Here is a 16,548-nt window from a genome sequence, read left to right as displayed (position 1 = left end):
AGCACGGGAACCTTTCTGCCACTCCCGCCGCCGAAAGCGTCCGCCATCCGAGGCGGAACTCGGTGCCGGCAGATCGCGATGGGCGGGAATGGGAATGATGGGAACATTCCTGTCACCGCCCAATCCGATCCAATTCCGATCAAGATCGATGAATGGTCGGCGACGGTCGGTGACGCTCCGAATGCGTCGCGCAATGCCGACCATTCTCGGCCATCACTCGCGGTTCACGAGCAGCCGGATTCATCGGCTGCGGATTCGGCGGCCCGGAAAGCCAGGTGAGGACGGGCAACACCGCGCGCGGTCGGAGCCGGGGAACCTTCCTGCCACCCCGGCCGACGTGCCTCAGAACAGGCGGTACTCGTCGGGCTCGATGCCGCGCAGCTTGTCGTAGTCCAGGACCACGCAGCGAATCCCCCGGTCCTCGGCCAGCGTCCGCGCCTGCGGCTTGATCTGCTGGGCCGCGAACACGCCCGTGACCGGGGCGAGCAGCGGATCGCGGTTGAGCAACTCCAGGTAGCGGGTCAGCTGCTCGACACCATCGATCTCACCGCGACGCTTGATCTCGACCGCGACGCTCTTCCCGCCGTCGTCCCGGCACATCAGGTCGACCGGCCCGATCGCGGTCGGGAACTCGCGGCGAACCAGCGACCAGCCCTCGCCCAGAGTCGTCACGTGCTCGGCGAGCAACTCCTGCAGGTGCGCCTCGACGCCGTCCTTGACCAAGCCCGGCTCGACGCCCAGCTCGTGCTTGGAGTCGTGCAGCACCTCGTCGACCGTGATCACCAGCTTCTCGCCGGCCTTGTTCTGCACCGTCCACACGTCGGGGTCCTCGATGAGCCAGCACGGCGGGCTCATCCAGTTCAACGGCTTGTAGGCGCGGTCGTCGGAGTGCACCGACACCGAACCGTCGGCCTTCACCAGCAGCAGTCGCTGGGCCATCGGCAGGTGCGCGGTGAGACGACCGACGTAGTCCACCTGGCAGCGGGCAATCACAAGTCGCACCCGGCACAGAGTACGGGCGTGGCCATCGATGTCGAGCACCCCCACGGGTGATCAACGCCCCGCACCCGGTCGGGACCCGCGCCACACCCCTTCCCACCACCGGAGTTACCGTTACCGCTCGTGTCTTTCGCCCGCAGTCTGCTCCGCGTCAAACCCGCCGAACGGCTCGCCACCGAGGGCTCGCACAGCGAGCTGAACCGCACCCTGGGCCTGGTGCCGCTAGTGGCACTGTCGGTCGGCGCGACGCTGGGAACCGGCATCTTCGTGGTGCTCGCCGAGGCGGCCCCGGCCGCCGGCCCGGCTGTCGTGCTCTCGTTCGTGCTGGCCGGGCTGGCCGCGCTGTGCTCGGCGCTGTCCTACGCCGAACTGGCGGGCAGCGTCCCCGTGTCCGGATCCGCCTACTCCTACACCTACGCGACCCTCGGCGAGATCATCGCCTGGATCTGCGGCTGGTGCCTGCTGCTGGAGTACGGGGTGTCGGTCGCCGCCGTCGCGGTCGGCTGGGGCGGCTACCTCAACGAGTTCCTGCAGGGCACCATCGGCATGACCATCCCCGAGGCGCTCGCCGCACCGCCGGGTGAGGGCGGCGTCGTCAACGTGCCCGCCGCCGTCGTCGTGCTGCTGGCCACCGGCGTGCTGCTGCTCGGCGTGCGCGAGAGCGCGTGGGCCACGACCGTCACCACCGTGCTCAAGATCGCTGTGCTCGTGTTCTTCGTGGCGGTGGCCTTCACGGCGTTCGACTCCGGGAACCTGACCCCCTTCGCCCCGGCCGGGATCGCCGGCATCTCGGTCGGCGCCTCCGCGGTGTTCTTCTCCTTCATCGGCTTCGACGCCGCCTCCACCGCGGGTGAGGAGGCGCGCAACCCCAAGCGCGACCTGCCGAGGGCCATCATCCTGTCGCTGATCATCGTCACCACGATCTACGTGCTGGTGGCCTTCGCCGCGGTGGCAGCCGTCGGAGCCGGAGCGCTGGGAGAGTCCGACGCGTCGCTGGCCACCGCGCTGCGCACGGTCACCGGCCAGGGCTGGCCCGCGGTCGTGCTCGCGCTGGGAGCGGTCATCGCGATCGCCTCGGTCGTGCTCACCGTGCTCTACGGGCAGACCCGGATCCTGGTGGCGATGTCGCGCGACGGCCTCGTCCCGAAGATGCTCTCGCGGGTCAACCGCCGGTCGGTTCCGGCCCGCAACACCGCGCTGGTGGGAATCCTCGTGGCACTGCTGGCAGCCGTGGTGCCGCTCAACCAGCTCGCCGAAGCCACCAGCATCGGCACCCTGGTCGCGTTCGGCCTGGTCAACATCGGCGTCGTGGTGCTGCGGCGGACCCGCCCCGAGCTCCCCCGAAGCTTCCGCACTCCGCTGATGCCGTTCGTCCCGCTGCTCGGCCTCGCGCTGTGCGCGTACCTGATCACCGGCCTGGACGCGGTCACCTGGCTGACCTTCGCGATCTGGACGGCGCTCGGACTCGCCGTGTACTTCGGATACGGCCGCCGGAAGTCGCAGCTCAACCGCACGGCGGAGTAGGGGAACCTTTCGCCCACCAACGCCCTCACCAGGCGCTGCGCCGGGCTGGCGTGGCAGGAAGGTTCCCATGCGCACCTCCCGCGCCCGGGAGCGGCAGGATGGGGCGCATGGAGCAGACCAGCAGCCGCGAGGTGTACGCGAATCCGTGGATGTCGGTGCGCGAGGACGGCGTCCGGCGCGACGACGGGACCCCCGGGATCTACGGGGTCATCGACAAACCGGACTACGCCCTGGTCATCCCCCTCGACGGTGATCGGCTGCACCTCGTCGAGCAGTTCCGCTACCCGCTGGGCATGCGCCGCTGGGAGTTCCCGCAGGGCACCGCGCCCGACCGGGCCGACGTCGAGGCCGGTGAGCTCGCGGCCCGCGAGCTGCGCGAGGAGACGGGGCTGCGCGCGGCGAACATGCTGGACCTGGGGCTGCTCGACGTCGCGCCCGGCATGTCCAGCCAGCGCGGCCGGGTGTTCCTGGCGACCGGGCTCACCGAAGGCGCGCACGAACGCGAGCACGAGGAGCAGGACATGCGCACCGCGTGGTTCAGCCGAACCGAGTTCGAGAAGATGATCGCCGCCGGCGAGGTCACCGACGCCCAGTCCATCGCCGCCTACGCCCTGCTCCTGCTGCGCGAACGCCGCGACGCCTGACTCACAGGCCGACGCCGCCGAGAGCGTTCAGGTCGATCTGCTCCGGCGGTTCGGCGAGCATGCCCAGCACGTCGTTGAGGTCGATGTCGGGTCGCGTGGCCACGGTGGTGGCCAGGGCCGCGTCAGCGCTGGCGAAATCCGTCCACGCTTCGACCACGCGCACCGTGTCGGGAGCTTCCACGTCACGGCTGACCAGGTAGAGCTGGCACCCCATCGATCCGCGCAAGCCCTCGGCCACCTGCATCATGATCGTGGCGAGTTCGTCACCCCGGCCGGGTTTCGCGGTGAAGGTCATGATGCGGCCGACCCGCGTGGTGGTGCTCATCGGTTCCCTTTCCGGATTCTCACCTGGTCCGCGGAGGACTCTAGCCACCCGGACCGGTACCGATGATCATGATCCCCGACACTCCCGCAGGCCCCCGGGAACACCTGTGGCCGGTGCCCCCGGACGAAGCGGGACCACCGGCCACAGAGGACCAAGATCAGTCCGCGACGCGCTCGATGTCGGCGCCCAGCCCGCGCAGGTTCTCCACGAAGTTCGGGTAACCGCGGTCGATGTGGAAGACGTCCCACACCTCGGTGTCGCCGTCCGCGCACAACCCCGCCAGCACCAGGCCCACACCGGCGCGGATGTCCGTGGCCCACACCGGCGCGCTGGACAACCTCTCCATGCCGCGCACCACCGCGTGGTGGCCGTCGGTGCGCGCGTCCGCGCCCATCCGCACCAGTTCCTCGATGAACCGGAACCGCGACTCGAACAGGTTCTCGGTGATCATCGAGGTGCCGTCGGCGACGGCCGACAAGGCCAGCGCCATCGGCTGGAGGTCCGTCGGGAAGCCGGGGAAGGGCAAGGTCACGTAGTCCACGGCCTTCGGGCGCTCCGGCATGACCACCCGGAAGCTCTCCTCACCGGTGGTCACCTCCGCACCCGCGCTGCGCAGCTTCTCCAGCATCAGGTTGGTGTGCTGCGGGTCGACCCCGTTGACCGTGATGTCGCCACGAGTGGCGGCGGCGGCGAACGCCCAGGTCGCGCCGACGATCCGGTCACCGATCACGCGGTGCTCCACCGCTTTCATCGAGGTGACGCCGTGCACGGTCAGGGTGGAGGTGCCCGCGCCCTCGATCTTGGCGCCCATCTGCTGCAGCATCACGCAGAGGTCGACGATCTCCGGTTCGCGCGCGGCGTTGTCGATGACCGTGGTGCCCTCGGCCAGCACCGCGGCCATCAGGATGTTCTCGGTGGCGCCCACGCTCGGGAAGTCCAGCCAGATCTGCGCGCCCTGCAGGTTCTCGGCCTCGGCGACCACCGCACCGTGCTCGATGTGGCTGGTCGCGCCCAGCTTCCGCAGCCCGTTCTGGTGCATGTCCAGCGGGCGGGAACCGATCGCGTCGCCACCGGGAAGAGTCACCACGGCGCGGCGGCAGCGCGCCACCAGCGGTCCCAGCACGCACACCGAGGCGCGCAGCTTCCCCATCGACGGCGAGATCGCCTCGTGGCTGATCGAGGACGGCGTGGTGATGCGCACCGTGCCGCCGTCGATGGTCACCTCGCAGCCCAGGCTGCGCAGCACGTCGGCCATCAGCGGAACGTCCAAGATCTCGGGACAGTTCACGATCGTCGTCGTGCCTTCGGCAAGCAGCGCAGCGGCCATCAGCTTGAGGACGCTGTTCTTCGCCCCCACCACATCCACCGCGCCGACGAGGCGCGCTCCGCCGCGTACCCGGAAGTGCTCACTCACGAGCATCGAGGTTACGGCCCCCGCCCAACGCGCATCGGGGCGGGTCACGAGCTCGTGAGGGAACCTTCCTCCCACCGGGTGGAGGTGCGGGAAGCCTTCCTGTCACCTGCGGTGCCGCAGCGGTGCCTGTGGTGCGAGGGAACCTTCCTGCCACCTTCCGCCCGCGGCGCGCACGCATAGGCTGTGGGCATGGCAGTCCACCTGACGAAGATCTACACGCGGGCCGGGGACGCGGGCACCACGCGCCTGTCGGACAACTCGAAGGTGCACAAGACCGATCCGCGCCTGGTCGCCTACGCCGACGTGGACGAGACGAACTCCGTGCTGGGCGTGGCCCTGGCCACCGCGGACCTCGCCGACGACGTCGTGACCGTGCTGCGCGCCGTGCAGAACGATCTGTTCGACGTCGGCGCCGACCTGTCCACACCCGTCGTGGACAACCCCGAGTACCCGCCGCTGCGGGTCACCCAGGCCTACGTCGACCGGCTCGAGGGCTGGTGCGACGAGTTCAACGGTCGGCTGGGCAAGCTCGACTCGTTCATCCTGCCCGGCGGCACTCCCGGTGCCGCGCTGCTGCACCAGGCGCGCTGCGTGGCCCGCCGCGCCGAACGTGCCGCCTGGGCGCTGCAGGACGCCGACCCCGAGCGCACGTCCCCGTTGCCCGCGAAGTACCTCAACCGGCTCTCAGACCTGCTGTTCATCCTGGCCAGGGTCGCCAACCCGGACGGTGACGTGCTGTGGAAGCCGGGCGGCAACGCCTAGAGCTCCTTGCCGTAGCAGCGGCTGTCCGGGTCGCACCGGTAGACACCGAAGTTCTCGATCTGCTCGTACCCGCACGAGAGGTAGAGCCCGATGGCTTCGGGCTGCTTGGTGCCGGTCTCCAGCACCAAGCGCTTGTGACCCGCCAGCGCGGCGGTGGACTCCAGCTCGGCGAGCATCCGCCGGGACCACCCCTTGCCGCGCTGAGCGGGCACGACGTACATGCGCTTGAGCTCCGCGTCGCCGTCCCGAAACCCGTCCTCACCGGTCTCGCGCGCACGCCAACCACCCGAGACCACCGCCTCCTCGCCCAGGTAGCCCAGCAGGAACAGGCCGCGGGGCTGGGAGAACTCCGCCGGGTCGACCGGCGTCACGTCCTGCTCGCCGTAGCGCTCGACGTACTCCTGCTGCACGGCCTCGATCAGCCGCTGGGAATCGGGGTGGTCGTAGCCGACGGTCACGATGCGCACGCTCGCAGCGTAATCGGCTGCGCCCCTGGTCATCGAAGGGTTTTCTCGAACCAGTGCGCGGCGTAGGGGTTGTCGTTGTAGGCGGGGATCTCGACGTACCCGGCCTTGGCGTAGAGGGCCTGGGCCTCGGCCAGCTCGGCCGCCGTGTCCAGCCGCACCCGCGCGCACCCCATGCGACGCGCGTGGTCCTCCAGGCCGGTCAGCAGTGCGCGACCGGCTCCCTTGCCGCGTAACGCGGGCGAGATCCACATCCGCTTGATCTCGGCGATGCCGTCGGGCTCCGTCCGCAGCCCACCGCACCCCACCACCTCGCCGGCGAATCGCACCAGCAGGAACACGCCCTTCGGCGGCGTGAAATCGTCCTCAGCGGGTGGCACACCCCTACCCGGATCGAATCCCTCCGGAAAGCGCTCTGCGAGCTCAGCGACGTATTGAGCCAGCGCACGCTGGACGTCAGGGCTCTCGAAGGGTTCCGGCCTGATCGTGAGATCCTCCGTCACGAGGACCAGTCTCGGCAACCCCCGCCGTGCGAGGCCACCCGGGTCAGCGCGAGCACGGGAACTTTCCTGTCACCACGTGCGCCGGGAGTGGCAGGAAGGTTCCCATCCTCCGTTCCCAGGGCACGAAAAAGCGGGGCCCGTGGTCGGACCCCGCTGTTGTTCGTCGGGCGTTCTACGACGCCCACGGCACCGAATGTCCCGGTGGTGCCGATTCGAGCCAGGACAGGAAGCCGGTCAGCGCGTCGCTGTTCATCGCCAGCTCCAGGTCCGGACCGGTGAGGTCCAGGACCGTGGAGCCGCTCGGCATCGCGTACGCCTCCGCGACCGAGGGTTCACGTCGCTGGGCGATGTCCACGGTTCGCCGGTTGATCACCCAGTTCGGGCCGGAGCGAAGGCTCAGGATGCGGTACCAGGCGAATTCCTCGCCCCGGTAGTGCGCCACACCCAGCTGCCAGCCGCGTCCCTTGCCATCGGTGGCGCGCAGCGCCACGTCGATGCCTCCGACCCGCAGTTCGCGCACTCGTCGCCAGGCCAGCAGTCCCACCGCGAGAGCGGCGAGCAGCAGCAGCGCGAACGCTACGACGAGCAACACGACCGGCGAACCCATGCTGGCCCGATCAGTCCGTGTGGCCCGCTGCTCGCAATCGGGCTGTCGCCTGCGTTCTGGCCAGCTCGTCGTCGCTCTTGACGTCCTTGCGAGCCTGCGCCACGTCGATCTCCTGCGCCAGCTCCGCGGACTCCGCGAGCACGCTCACGCCGGCACCGGTCACCGACAGGAAGCCACCGTGGACCGCAGCGGTCACGGTCTCCTTGTCGGTAGTGGTGATGCGCACGACGCCACCCTCGACCAGCTGACCCAGCAGCGGTTCGTGGCCCGGCAGGATGCCGATCTCTCCCTCGGTGGTCTGCGCGACGACCGCGGTCGCCTCCCCGGACCACAGCAGGCGCTCGACGGCGACCAGTTGGACGGACATGTTGGCCACGCGCGTCTCCTTTGTCGGGTGTGTGCCCGCAGTCTAGCCAACGCCACCAGGGCGATCTGACTGGCCGGGCTGAAAATGCCTAGTGGCAAAGGGGGTCGGGACCCGTCGGGCCCCGACCCCGCTCGCCGGTTTTCACCACACCCCGCCAGGCTTGCAAGCGGGGTGGCAGATCACTGCTCGGTGAGCTTCTTGTACGCCTGCTCGAGGTCGTCGAGACCACCGATGGACAGGAACGCCTGCTCCGGGTAGTGGTCGAAGTCGCCCTTGCACAGCTTGTCGAAGGCCTCGATGGTCTCCTTCACCGAGACGAAGGAGCCCTCCTGGCCGGTGAACTGCTTCGCGACGAAGAAGTTCTGCGACAGGTAGCGCTGGATGCGACGCGCCCGCTGCACCGTCACCTTGTCCTCTTCGGACAGCTCGTCCATACCGAGGATGGCGATGATGTCCTGCAGCTCCTTGTACTTCTGCAGGATCCGCTTGACCTCCTGGGCCACGCGGTAGTGCTCCTCACCCACGACCGACGGGTCGAGAATGGTGGAGCTGGAGGTCAGCGGGTCGACCGCCGGGTAGATGCCCATCTGGGAGATCGGACGGGAAAGCTCCGTCGTCGCGTCCAGGTGGGCGAAGGTCGTCGCCGGGGCCGGGTCGGTGTAGTCGTCCGCCGGCACGTAGATCGCCTGCATCGAGGTGATCGAACGACCGCGCGTCGAGGTGATGCGCTCCTGCAGCTCACCCATCTCGTCGGCCAGCGTCGGCTGGTAACCCACGGCCGAAGGCATGCGGCCCAGCAGGGTCGACACCTCCTGGCCGGCCTGGGTGAACCGGAAGATGTTGTCGATGAACAGCAGCACGTCCTGGTTCTGGACGTCGCGGAAGTACTCCGCCATCGTCAGAGCGGACAGCGCCACGCGCATACGGGTGCCCGGCGGCTCGTCCATCTGACCGAACACCAGCGCGGTGTCGGCCAGAACGCCGGACTCGTCCATCTCCACCCAGAGGTCGTTGCCCTCACGGGTGCGCTCGCCGACACCGGCGAACACGGAGGTACCACCGAAGTTCTTGGCGACTCGGCGGATCATCTCCTGGATCAGAACGGTCTTGCCGACGCCGGCACCACCGAACAGACCGATCTTGCCACCCTGCACGTACGGGGTGAGCAGGTCGATCACCTTGATGCCGGTCTCCAGCACCTCGGTCTTGCCCTCGAGCTGGTCGAAGGCCGGGGCCTTGCGGTGGATCTCCCAGCGCTCGGCGTCCGAGCCGTAGCCCGGCTCGTCCAGGCAGTGGCCTAGCGCGTTCCACACGTGGCCCTTGACCTTGTCGCCGACCGGGACGGAGATCGCCGAGCCGCTGTCCACGACGTTCACGCCGCGGACGAGGCCCTGGGTGGGCTGCATGGAGACCGTGCGCACGACGCTGTCACCCAGGTGCTGGGCGACCTCGAGCGTCAGCGTCTTGGCCATGCTCTCGGCCGTGATCTCGGCGGTCAGAGCGTTGTTCAGGTCCGGCACCTGGTCACGCGGGAACTCGACGTCCACGACCGGGCCGAGCACCCGGACGACGCGGCCCGTGCCAGTGCTGGTGGCAGTAGCAGCAGTCATGTCACTCACTTCCTGCGGACGAGAGCGCCTCGACACCGCCGACGATCTCGCTGATTTCCTGGGTGATCTGGGCCTGGCGGGCCTGGTTGGCCTCGCGGCTGAGGTTGCGGATCAACTCGTCCGCGTTGTCCGTCGCCGACTTCATCGCCGTCCGGCGAGCCGCGTGCTCCGACGCCGCCGCGTCCAGCAGACCCGCGAACAGCCGGGTCTTGATGTACTTCGGCAGCAGGGCGGAGAACAGCGTCTCGGCGTCCGGCTCGAACTCGTAGACGGGCTTGAGCTTGCGCTCGTCGGTGTACTCGACCTCCAGCGGAGCGATCCGCCGGACCGTCGGCTTCTGGGTGAGCATCGACACGAAGTCGGTGCTGACCAGGTGGAGCTCGTCCACACCCAGCTTACCGTCCGGACCACCGTCGTCGAGGTAGTCGTCAGCACCCGCCAGGAACGCCTTGACCAGGGTCTCGCCGACCTCGGAGGCGTCGGCGTAGTCGGGCCGGTCGCTGAAGCCGGACCAGCTCGCCTCGATCTCGCGCTGCCGGAACCGGTAGTACGACTCGCCCTTGCGGCCGATGACGTAGAGCACCGGCTGCTTGCCCTGCTCGCGGAGCAGCGACTGCAGCTCCTCGGCGGCCTTGATGACGTTGGCGTTGTAGCCGCCGCAGAAACCCCGGTCACTGGTCACGACCAGCACACCCGCCCGCTTGGGGTTGGTGCGCTCGGTCAGCAGCGGGTGGTCCAACGTGCTCACGTCAGCCAGCGCGGACAGGACGTTGGTGATCTCGTCGGCGTACGGCCGCGAGGCCTCGACCCTGGCCTGCGCCTTGGTGATGCGCGAGGTAGCGATCAGCTCCTGCGCCTTGGTGATCTTCCGAGTCGATTTCACCGACCGGATGCGATCCCGGAGTTCCCGAAGGTTGGCCATGGCTTACCTGGTCACTCCTTCGGGGCGGGCTTGGCGACCTTCACGGTCTCCTGCCCGACCTCGTCGGCGGCCAGAGCCTCGGCGTCCGGGCCGCTCGGCGCGGCGGAGCCGGCCGAACCGGTGAAGCTCTTCTTGAACTCCTCGATCGCGTCCACGATGACCTTCTCGCCGTCGGCCGACAGCTTGCCGGTCTCGACGATGTCCTTGAGCGTGGTCTCGTGCGAGCGGCGCATGTGAGCGAGGAACTCGCTCTCGAAGCGGCGCACGTCGGCGATCGCCACCGAGTCGAGGTGACCCTTGGTGGAGATGTAGAGCGACACGACCTCTTCCTCGACCGGAAGCGGCTCGCCCTGCCCCTGCTTGAGGATCTCCATCAGGCGGGCACCGCGGTCCAGCTGGGCCTTGGAAGCGGCGTCCAGGTCGGAGGCGAAGGCCGAGAAGGCCTCCAGCTCGCGGTACTGGGCCAGGTCCAGACGCAGCGAACCGGTGACGCTCTTCATCGCCTTGATCTGCGCGGAACCACCGACACGGGACACCGAGATGCCGACGTCGATGGCCGGGCGCTGACCGGCGTTGAACATGTCCGACTGCAGGAAGCACTGACCGTCGGTGATCGAGATGACGTTGGTCGGGATGTAGGCCGACACGTCGTTGGCCTTGGTCTCGATGATCGGCAGACCCGTCATCGAACCGGCGCCCAGCTCGTCCGACAGCTTCGCGCAGCGCTCCAGCAGACGCGAGTGCAGGTAGAAGACGTCACCCGGGTAGGCCTCGCGGCCCGGCGGACGACGCAGCAGCAGCGAGAGCGCGCGGTAGGCCTCGGCCTGCTTGGTGAGGTCGTCGAAGATGATCAGGACGTGCTTGCCCTGGTACATCCAGTGCTGGCCGATGGCCGAACCGGTGTAGGGGGCCAGCCACTTCAGACCCGGGGAGTCGGAGGCCGGGGCCGCGACGATGGTCGTGTAGTCCATCGCGCCGGCGTCCTCGAGGGACCGCTTCACACCGGCGATCGTGGAGCCCTTCTGGCCGATCGCGACGTAGATGCAGCGGACCTGCTTGGTCGGGTCGCCCGACTCCCAGTTCTGCTTCTGGTTGATGATCGTGTCGACCGCGACCGTGGTCTTGCCGGTCTTGCGGTCACCGATGATCAGCTGGCGCTGTCCGCGGCCGACCGGGGTCATCGAGTCGATGGCCTTGATGCCGGTCTGCATCGGCTCGCCGACGCCCTGGCGCTGCACGACCGTGGCGGCCTGCAGTTCCAGCGGGCGCTGCTCCTCGGCGACGATCTCGCCGAGTCCGTCGATGGGCTCACCCAGCGGGTTCACCACGCGACCGAGGAAGTTGTCGCCGACGGGGGTCGACAGGACCTTGCCGGTCCGCTTGACCTCCTGGCCTTCCTCGATCTTCTCGGACTCACCCAGGATGACCGCGCCGATCTCCTGAGCCTCAAGGTTCATCGCGACACCGTAGATGCCGCCGGGGAACTCCAGCAGTTCCTCGGTCATCACCGAAGGCAGGCCCTCGACATGGGCGATGCCGTCACCGGTATCGGTGACGACCCCGACCTCCTCGCGGCTGACCTCCGGGGAGTAGCTGGAGACGTAATTCTCGATCGCACTGCGGATCTCGTCCGACGAGATCGTCAGCTCCGCCATGTCTCGTTCCTGCCCTCGGTTAGTTCTTGGAAGGGAGTTGGTGTTGCGCACCGCGCGCCCGGCTCGGTTTCAAGCCGGGGCGCGGTGTCGGCATCAGTCGGCCAGGTCGCGCCGCAGCGTCTGCAGGCGTCCCGTCACGCTGCCGTCGATGACCTCGTCACCGACCTTGATCAGCAGCCCGCCCTCGACACCGGGATCGATCTCCAGGTGCAGAGCGATGGGACGGGCGTAGATCCGCTGCAGGGTGCGCGACAACCGGTCCTGCTGTTCCGCACTGAGCGGGAACGCGGAACGGATGTGCGCCACCGAGCGTTCCCGGCGCTTCGCCGACAGCTCGGCCAGCTCTTCCAGCCCCTCGCTGACCCGCCGGCCACGCGGCCGGGCCACGAGCTGCCGGACCAGTTCGAGGGTGACCGGTTCGACCTTGCCCTCGATGAGCCGATCCAGCACGGCGGTCTTGCTGGCCGGGTCCCCGGAGGGATCGGACAGCAAGCGCTCCAGGTCCACTTCGGAGCCGATGATGCGGCCCAGCCGGAACAGCTCGTCCTCGACCGCGTCGAGGCGACCTGCCCGCTCGGCCTGCACCAGCAGCGCGGTGCGGGCGAGCTGCTCGAGCCCGCCGACCAGGTCGCTCGGGCTGGACCAGCGTGCGCGGACGGCTTCGACGATCACCGGCAGCGCCCGGGCGCCGACCTTGGACTCCAGCAACCCGCGGGCCAGGTTCTCCCTGGACTGCGCGTCGGTGGAGGCGTCGGCGAGCGCCCGGCGGAGCGTGGACTCGCGGCCCAGCAGAGCGGCCACGCCGAACAGCTCGTCGGCGAGCCCGGTGATCTCCGCAGCCTGAGCCCCGTCAGTGGCCTGCAGCAACTGCAGCTGACTCGCTGCCATTGCCTCACGGCTCGCGGCGTTCACGAGGGTGCTCAACTCTCAGCGCCTTTCACTAGGTTCAGGGCTTGGCCGACTCGGCCGGGGCCGAGGTCGCGTCCAGCTCGTCGAGGAACCGGTCAACGGTGCCGCGACGACGCGCCTCGTCCTCCAGGGACTCGCCGACCACCCGGCTGGCCAGGTCGACCGCCTGACGTCCCAGGTCGGAACGCAGTTCGGCGACGATCTGAGCCCGCTGGTGCGCCAGCTGGGACTGACCCTGGCTGACGATGCGGTCCGACTCGGTCTGAGCCTGAGTCCGCATCTCCTCCAGGATCTGCTGCCCCTCGGCACGGGCGTCGTCGCGAATGCGTGCGGCCTCGGCACGAGCTTCGGCCAGCTGCGACTTGTACTGCTCCAGGGTCCGCTGTGCCTCGGCCTGCGCGGCCTCGGCCTTCGCGATCCCGCCCTCGATCCGCTCGCTGCGCTCCGCGTAGATCTTCTCGAAGCGCGGGACCGCGAACTTCCAGAGCACGAACAGCAGCAGCCCGAACGCGACGAGACCGACCACGATCTCCGCGGGCTCCGGGACGATCGGGTTGTGCTCGCCTTCAGCGGCGAGCAGCATCTGGGTCTTCACCACAACGTCTCCCAACGCGTTGAGCCGTCAGATGATCAGGCAGCCGACGCGATGAAGTAGACGACCAGACCGATCAGCGCCAGCACCTCGACCAGAACGAAGGAGATCCAGGCGATGCCCTGCAGCTGGCCCTGGGCCTCCGGCTGGCGGGCGGTGCCGTTGATGACGGCGGCCCAGATCAGACCCACGCCGATGCCCGGGCCGACGGCGCCGAGGCCGTAGCCGATCGCGGCGAGACCGGGGTTGATGCTGCCCGCAGCCTCAGCGGCCTGCGCGAGAACGATGTTGCTCACTTTCACTACCTTTCACTCGGTCCGCTTTATCTGGGCGGATCGACAGGTCCTTTTTCGGATCGGAAAGTCTTTGTCGTCGCCCGGTTTTTATTTGTGTCAGGCCCTCAGTGGCCTTCGGCCAGCGCTGCGCCGATGAAGTTGGCGGTCAGCAGGGCGAAGATGTAGGCCTGAAGCACCTGAATCAGGGCTTCGACAAAGGTCAGGGCGATAGCGAAGGCGAATGCCACCACGGAGATGGGCTTGAACGCCACGCTCGCCTCGAGGAGCAGGTACTCACCGCCGAGCGTGAACACCAGCAGGATGAGGTGTCCGGCGAACATCGCGGCGAACACTCGGACCGCCAGAGCGGCCGGCTGCGCGACGAACTTCTGCAGGAACTCGATGGGTGCCAGCAGGAGGTAGATCGGCTTCGGAACCCCGGGCGGGAACATGATGTGCTTGAAGTAGCCCAGGAAGCCGTGCCGGGCGAAGCCCACCCCGTGGAACACCACGTAGACCACGGCGGCCAGCGCGATCGGGAAACCGATCTTGGACATCGTGGGGAACTGGATGATCGGGATGATCCCGAAGAGGTTGTTCACCAGTACGAACGTGAACAGCGCGAAGATCAGCGGCACGAAAGGACGGAAGTCCTTGGCGCCGATCTGCTCCCGGGCAATCTTGTTCCGGCTGAACTCGTAGGCGAACTCGGCCACGAACTGACCCTTGCCCGGAACCAGCTTGAGGTTTCGGGTGGCGATCAGGAAGTAGGCGCCCACGATGATCGCCGAAGCCACGACGAGAACCATCGGCTTGGTGACTCCGCCGGCGATCGGCGGGAGGAAAAAGCTATCGGCGCCCGGCGGCTGGAATGTTCCGCCTTCGGCCAGCATCAGCGCGCCCAACTGGGCTCCTTCCGGTTCTCCCGGCCGAACTTCACTCTTCCGGGGGAATCGTCACGTTTTGCACTTAACGTACCTGATACGCGATCCGGCACGCGGAGGGGCCCTCCCCACCTAGTGGCGTCTGAAGGCCGACCTTCTGGTGCCCTTCAACCCGCTGTGCAGGGAAGGCTTTCGGTCGAGACCTTACCAGCGGGTAAGTAGCCTCCCGACATGCTGGTCGACTACTCCTGCGATTGCACCCGTCCGCAGGTTCGGATTACGCCGTGAGAACGGTTCAGTTGGTCGGAATGATGGTCGGGATCTTGGTGCGCTTGAAGGCCACCACCTCAGCCCCCGCCCACACCATGACCGTGGCCAGCATCGTGAAGGCCAGCGATTCCCGGTGGATGGCGTCGATGCCTCCCAGCAACGTCATCACCACCAAGAGCACCAACATCTTGCCGACATAACCACCGAGTGCGATGACCATCACAAATTGGGGGTTCATCCCTCCGGAGAACCGCATCAGCCAGATGGTCAGCAGCGAGGACCCGAAGGCCACGACCCCACCGATCAGCGCTCCCACCAACCCGGGAACCCCGACCAGGACCGTCGCCACGATCGCCCCGAGGACCACAGTGGCCGCACCCGGCCACACCGCGGTGCGCAGCATCGCCGTGGCCAACCTGCGCACGACCTCGGCGTGCGGGTTCTCCGGCTCGGCCTGCTCGCCGGTGGCGGGCTCGGATGCTTCGCTCATCAGGACTCTCGATCGGCTCGGGTTCGCATGCGCGGAATCAACGAGATGATAGCGGCCAGCAGCACCGTCAACGCCACGACCCAGCCGACCACCCACGTGTTGAACAGCGTCAACGACACCGCGCCGAAGGCGATCACCGCGGCCCACAGGTACATCAGCAGCACCGCGCGGCGCTGCGAGTGCCCGATTTCGAGCAGCCGGTGGTGCAGGTGCATCTTGTCGGCGTGGAACGGGCTCTTGCCCGCCTTCGTCCGCCGCACCACCGCCATGATCAGGTCCAGCAGCGGGACGAACAGCACCGCCGCGACCACCAGCAGCGGCGAGAGCAGCGCGATCGTGTCGCCCGGCCCGGAACCGGTGTAGATGATCCGGCCCGAGGCCGAGGTGCTCGCCGTCGCCAGCATCAGGCCGATCAGCATCGACCCGGAGTCGCCCATGAAGATCTTCGCGGGCTGGAAGTTGTGCGGCAGGAAACCCAGGCAGGCACCGGCGATGGCGGCCGCGATCAGCGCCGGCGGGTAGGCGTTGACGTCGCCGTTCTGCCGGTCCAGCACGCTCAGGCAGAACACGAACGTCGCGGTCGCCGAGATCAACCCGATGCCCGAGGCCAGCCCGTCCAGACCGTCGACGAAGTTCATCGCGTTGATCATGGCCACGACCAGCAGCACCGTCAGCAGCTGACCCTGGTTGCTGCCCAGCACCAGCAGCTGACCGACGTGACCGTCCGTGCCGCCCCACGGCACCCAGAACACGAACCACTGCACACCGGAGAGCACCAGGATCCCGGCCGCGGTGACCTGCCCGGCCAGCTTCGTCAGCGAATCCAGCTCGAACCGGTCGTCGAGCGCGCCCACCAGCACGATCAGCCCGCCGGCGATGAGCACCGCCAGCGAATCCTTGGAGTAGGCGAAGCCGCGCGACAGCGCGGGCAGGTTCGCGGCCAGGAACGTCGCGGCCAGCACACCGCCGTACATCGCCACGCCGCCCATCCGCGGCATCGGCTTGACGTGCACGTCGCGGACCCGCGGGTAGGCGACCGCGCCCACCCGGATGGCCAGCAGCCGGACCAGGCCGGTCAGCAGGAACGTGGTGACCGCCGCCGTGAGCATGACCAACAGGTACTCACGAGCGGGCAGTCCGACCGGGGCGAAGGGTGCGTAGTCCATACCGGTGGCTCACCCGCGCTGCGGCGCGAAGTAGAAGTTCAGCCCCCAGGACGGAGTAATCAAACCCGGCGCTCCTCATCGCTTGAGAATCGCGGCCCCTTCAACGGCGTCGCCGCGGCGCACCGCGCCCGAGCGGCGAGACCGCCGCCCGCCCCGACAGGGACGA

The 16,548-nt window shown here is 68.3% G+C and carries 19 protein-coding genes; 3 read left to right on the top strand and 16 right to left on the bottom strand.

Translation table 11 applies throughout. From position 1 onward, the window contains the following. Positions 1–342: 342 nt before the first annotated feature. A complete protein-coding gene (gene nucS / locus KBO27_RS15170; protein WP_132680251.1) occupies positions 343–1,002 on the bottom strand; it encodes an endonuclease NucS in 660 nt (219 codons plus the stop codon). 120 nt (positions 1,003–1,122) lie between these two features. On the opposite strand from nucS, the gene KBO27_RS15165 reads away from it, so the two are divergent. Beyond that, positions 1,123–2,523 (top strand): amino acid permease, encoded by a 1,401-nt coding sequence (locus KBO27_RS15165; RefSeq protein ID WP_210970618.1) that lies wholly within the window; start codon positions 1,123–1,125, stop codon positions 2,521–2,523. A 107-nt stretch (positions 2,524–2,630) separates the two neighbouring features. After that, positions 2,631–3,167, top strand: a complete 537-nt coding sequence (locus KBO27_RS15160; RefSeq protein WP_210970617.1) for an NUDIX domain-containing protein — start codon at positions 2,631–2,633, stop codon at positions 3,165–3,167. Between the two features lies 1 nt (position 3,168). Here KBO27_RS15160 and KBO27_RS15155 read toward each other — a convergent pair whose 3' ends face one another. After that, positions 3,169–3,492: a putative quinol monooxygenase gene (locus KBO27_RS15155; protein WP_210970616.1), complete on the bottom strand. Its 324-nt coding sequence runs from the start codon at positions 3,490–3,492 to the stop codon at positions 3,169–3,171. Positions 3,493–3,649: 157 nt separating this feature from the next. Next, positions 3,650–4,906, bottom strand: a complete 1,257-nt coding sequence (gene murA, locus KBO27_RS15150; RefSeq protein ID WP_132672351.1) for a UDP-N-acetylglucosamine 1-carboxyvinyltransferase — start codon at positions 4,904–4,906, stop codon at positions 3,650–3,652. Between the two features lie 189 nt (positions 4,907–5,095). Between murA and KBO27_RS15145 the strand changes: the two genes are divergently transcribed. After that, the gene (locus tag KBO27_RS15145) at positions 5,096–5,668 is read left to right on the top strand and encodes a cob(I)yrinic acid a,c-diamide adenosyltransferase (protein WP_210970615.1); all 573 of its coding nucleotides are present in this window, start codon (positions 5,096–5,098) and stop codon (positions 5,666–5,668) included. On the opposite strand, the gene KBO27_RS15140 is transcribed toward KBO27_RS15145, so the two are convergent. The 13 genes from KBO27_RS15140 to KBO27_RS15080 all read right to left on the bottom strand — a co-directional run bounded on the left by KBO27_RS15140 (position 5,665) and on the right by KBO27_RS15080 (position 16,382). After that, a complete protein-coding gene (locus KBO27_RS15140; RefSeq protein WP_210970614.1) occupies positions 5,665–6,135 on the bottom strand; it encodes a GNAT family N-acetyltransferase in 471 nt (156 codons plus the stop codon). The genes KBO27_RS15145 and KBO27_RS15140 overlap by 4 nt on opposite strands. A gap of 29 nt (positions 6,136–6,164) precedes the next feature. Further along, positions 6,165–6,635, bottom strand: coding sequence for a GNAT family N-acetyltransferase (locus KBO27_RS15135; RefSeq protein WP_372448848.1), 471 nt, complete (start codon positions 6,633–6,635; stop codon positions 6,165–6,167). Positions 6,636–6,807: 172 nt separating this feature from the next. After that, on the bottom strand, positions 6,808–7,242 hold the full coding sequence (locus KBO27_RS15130) for a DUF2550 domain-containing protein (protein WP_132672355.1): 435 nt from the start codon (positions 7,240–7,242) through the stop codon (positions 6,808–6,810). A gap of 10 nt (positions 7,243–7,252) precedes the next feature. After that, the gene (locus tag KBO27_RS15125; protein WP_132672356.1) at positions 7,253–7,618 is read right to left on the bottom strand and encodes a F0F1 ATP synthase subunit epsilon; all 366 of its coding nucleotides are present in this window, start codon (positions 7,616–7,618) and stop codon (positions 7,253–7,255) included. 170 nt (positions 7,619–7,788) lie between these two features. Continuing rightward, positions 7,789–9,219, bottom strand: a complete 1,431-nt coding sequence (atpD, locus tag KBO27_RS15120) for a F0F1 ATP synthase subunit beta (protein WP_132672357.1) — start codon at positions 9,217–9,219, stop codon at positions 7,789–7,791. Between the two features lies 1 nt (position 9,220). Further along, positions 9,221–10,141 (bottom strand): F0F1 ATP synthase subunit gamma, encoded by a 921-nt coding sequence (locus tag KBO27_RS15115; protein ID WP_210970612.1) that lies wholly within the window; start codon positions 10,139–10,141, stop codon positions 9,221–9,223. Between the two features lie 11 nt (positions 10,142–10,152). After that, complete coding sequence (gene atpA, locus KBO27_RS15110) at positions 10,153–11,796, bottom strand: F0F1 ATP synthase subunit alpha (RefSeq protein WP_132680260.1); 1,644 nt, start codon at positions 11,794–11,796, stop codon at positions 10,153–10,155. A 93-nt stretch (positions 11,797–11,889) separates the two neighbouring features. Next, the gene (locus KBO27_RS15105; protein ID WP_132680261.1) at positions 11,890–12,720 is read right to left on the bottom strand and encodes a F0F1 ATP synthase subunit delta; all 831 of its coding nucleotides are present in this window, start codon (positions 12,718–12,720) and stop codon (positions 11,890–11,892) included. Positions 12,721–12,742: 22 nt separating this feature from the next. Continuing rightward, the gene (locus tag KBO27_RS15100; RefSeq protein WP_132672502.1) at positions 12,743–13,300 is read right to left on the bottom strand and encodes a F0F1 ATP synthase subunit B; all 558 of its coding nucleotides are present in this window, start codon (positions 13,298–13,300) and stop codon (positions 12,743–12,745) included. A 35-nt stretch (positions 13,301–13,335) separates the two neighbouring features. Further along, positions 13,336–13,593, bottom strand: coding sequence for an ATP synthase subunit C-like protein (locus KBO27_RS15095; RefSeq protein WP_029534827.1), 258 nt, complete (start codon positions 13,591–13,593; stop codon positions 13,336–13,338). 104 nt (positions 13,594–13,697) lie between these two features. Further along, on the bottom strand, positions 13,698–14,477 hold the full coding sequence (atpB, locus tag KBO27_RS15090; protein WP_132672362.1) for a F0F1 ATP synthase subunit A: 780 nt from the start codon (positions 14,475–14,477) through the stop codon (positions 13,698–13,700). Positions 14,478–14,751: 274 nt separating this feature from the next. Continuing rightward, complete coding sequence (locus tag KBO27_RS15085) at positions 14,752–15,216, bottom strand: Cg1360 family ATP-synthase-associated protein (RefSeq protein ID WP_132672363.1); 465 nt, start codon at positions 15,214–15,216, stop codon at positions 14,752–14,754. Beyond that, positions 15,216–16,382 carry a glycosyltransferase family 4 protein gene (locus KBO27_RS15080; protein WP_132672364.1) on the bottom strand — a complete coding sequence of 389 codons (1,167 nt, stop codon included), beginning with the start codon at positions 16,380–16,382 and terminating at the stop codon, positions 15,216–15,218. Before KBO27_RS15080 ends, KBO27_RS15085 begins: the two co-directional genes overlap by 1 nt. Positions 16,383–16,548: the final 166 nt, after the last annotated feature.

Source organism: Saccharopolyspora endophytica (assembly GCF_018070075.1).
Lineage (GTDB): Bacteria > Actinomycetota > Actinomycetes > Mycobacteriales > Pseudonocardiaceae > Saccharopolyspora > Saccharopolyspora endophytica.
The sequence above is the reverse complement of the archived record's forward strand: the minus strand, read 5'-3'. Positions and strand labels throughout refer to the sequence as shown.

Coding starts and splice junctions, on each gene's coding strand:
- KBO27_RS15130 (WP_132672355.1), bottom strand. CDS start 7,242: ATGGGTTCGCCGGTCGTGTTGCTCGTCGTAGCGTTCGCGCTGCTGCTG.
- KBO27_RS15145 (WP_210970615.1), top strand. CDS start 5,096: ATGGCAGTCCACCTGACGAAGATCTACACGCGGGCCGGGGACGCGGGC.
- KBO27_RS15115 (WP_210970612.1), bottom strand. CDS start 10,141: ATGGCCAACCTTCGGGAACTCCGGGATCGCATCCGGTCGGTGAAATCG.
- KBO27_RS15160 (WP_210970617.1), top strand. CDS start 2,631: ATGGAGCAGACCAGCAGCCGCGAGGTGTACGCGAATCCGTGGATGTCG.
- atpA (WP_132680260.1), bottom strand. CDS start 11,796: ATGGCGGAGCTGACGATCTCGTCGGACGAGATCCGCAGTGCGATCGAG.
- KBO27_RS15155 (WP_210970616.1), bottom strand. CDS start 3,492: ATGAGCACCACCACGCGGGTCGGCCGCATCATGACCTTCACCGCGAAA.
- KBO27_RS15080 (WP_132672364.1), bottom strand. CDS start 16,382: ATGGACTACGCACCCTTCGCCCCGGTCGGACTGCCCGCTCGTGAGTAC.
- atpD (WP_132672357.1), bottom strand. CDS start 9,219: ATGACTGCTGCTACTGCCACCAGCACTGGCACGGGCCGCGTCGTCCGG.
- KBO27_RS15085 (WP_132672363.1), bottom strand. CDS start 15,216: ATGAGCGAAGCATCCGAGCCCGCCACCGGCGAGCAGGCCGAGCCGGAG.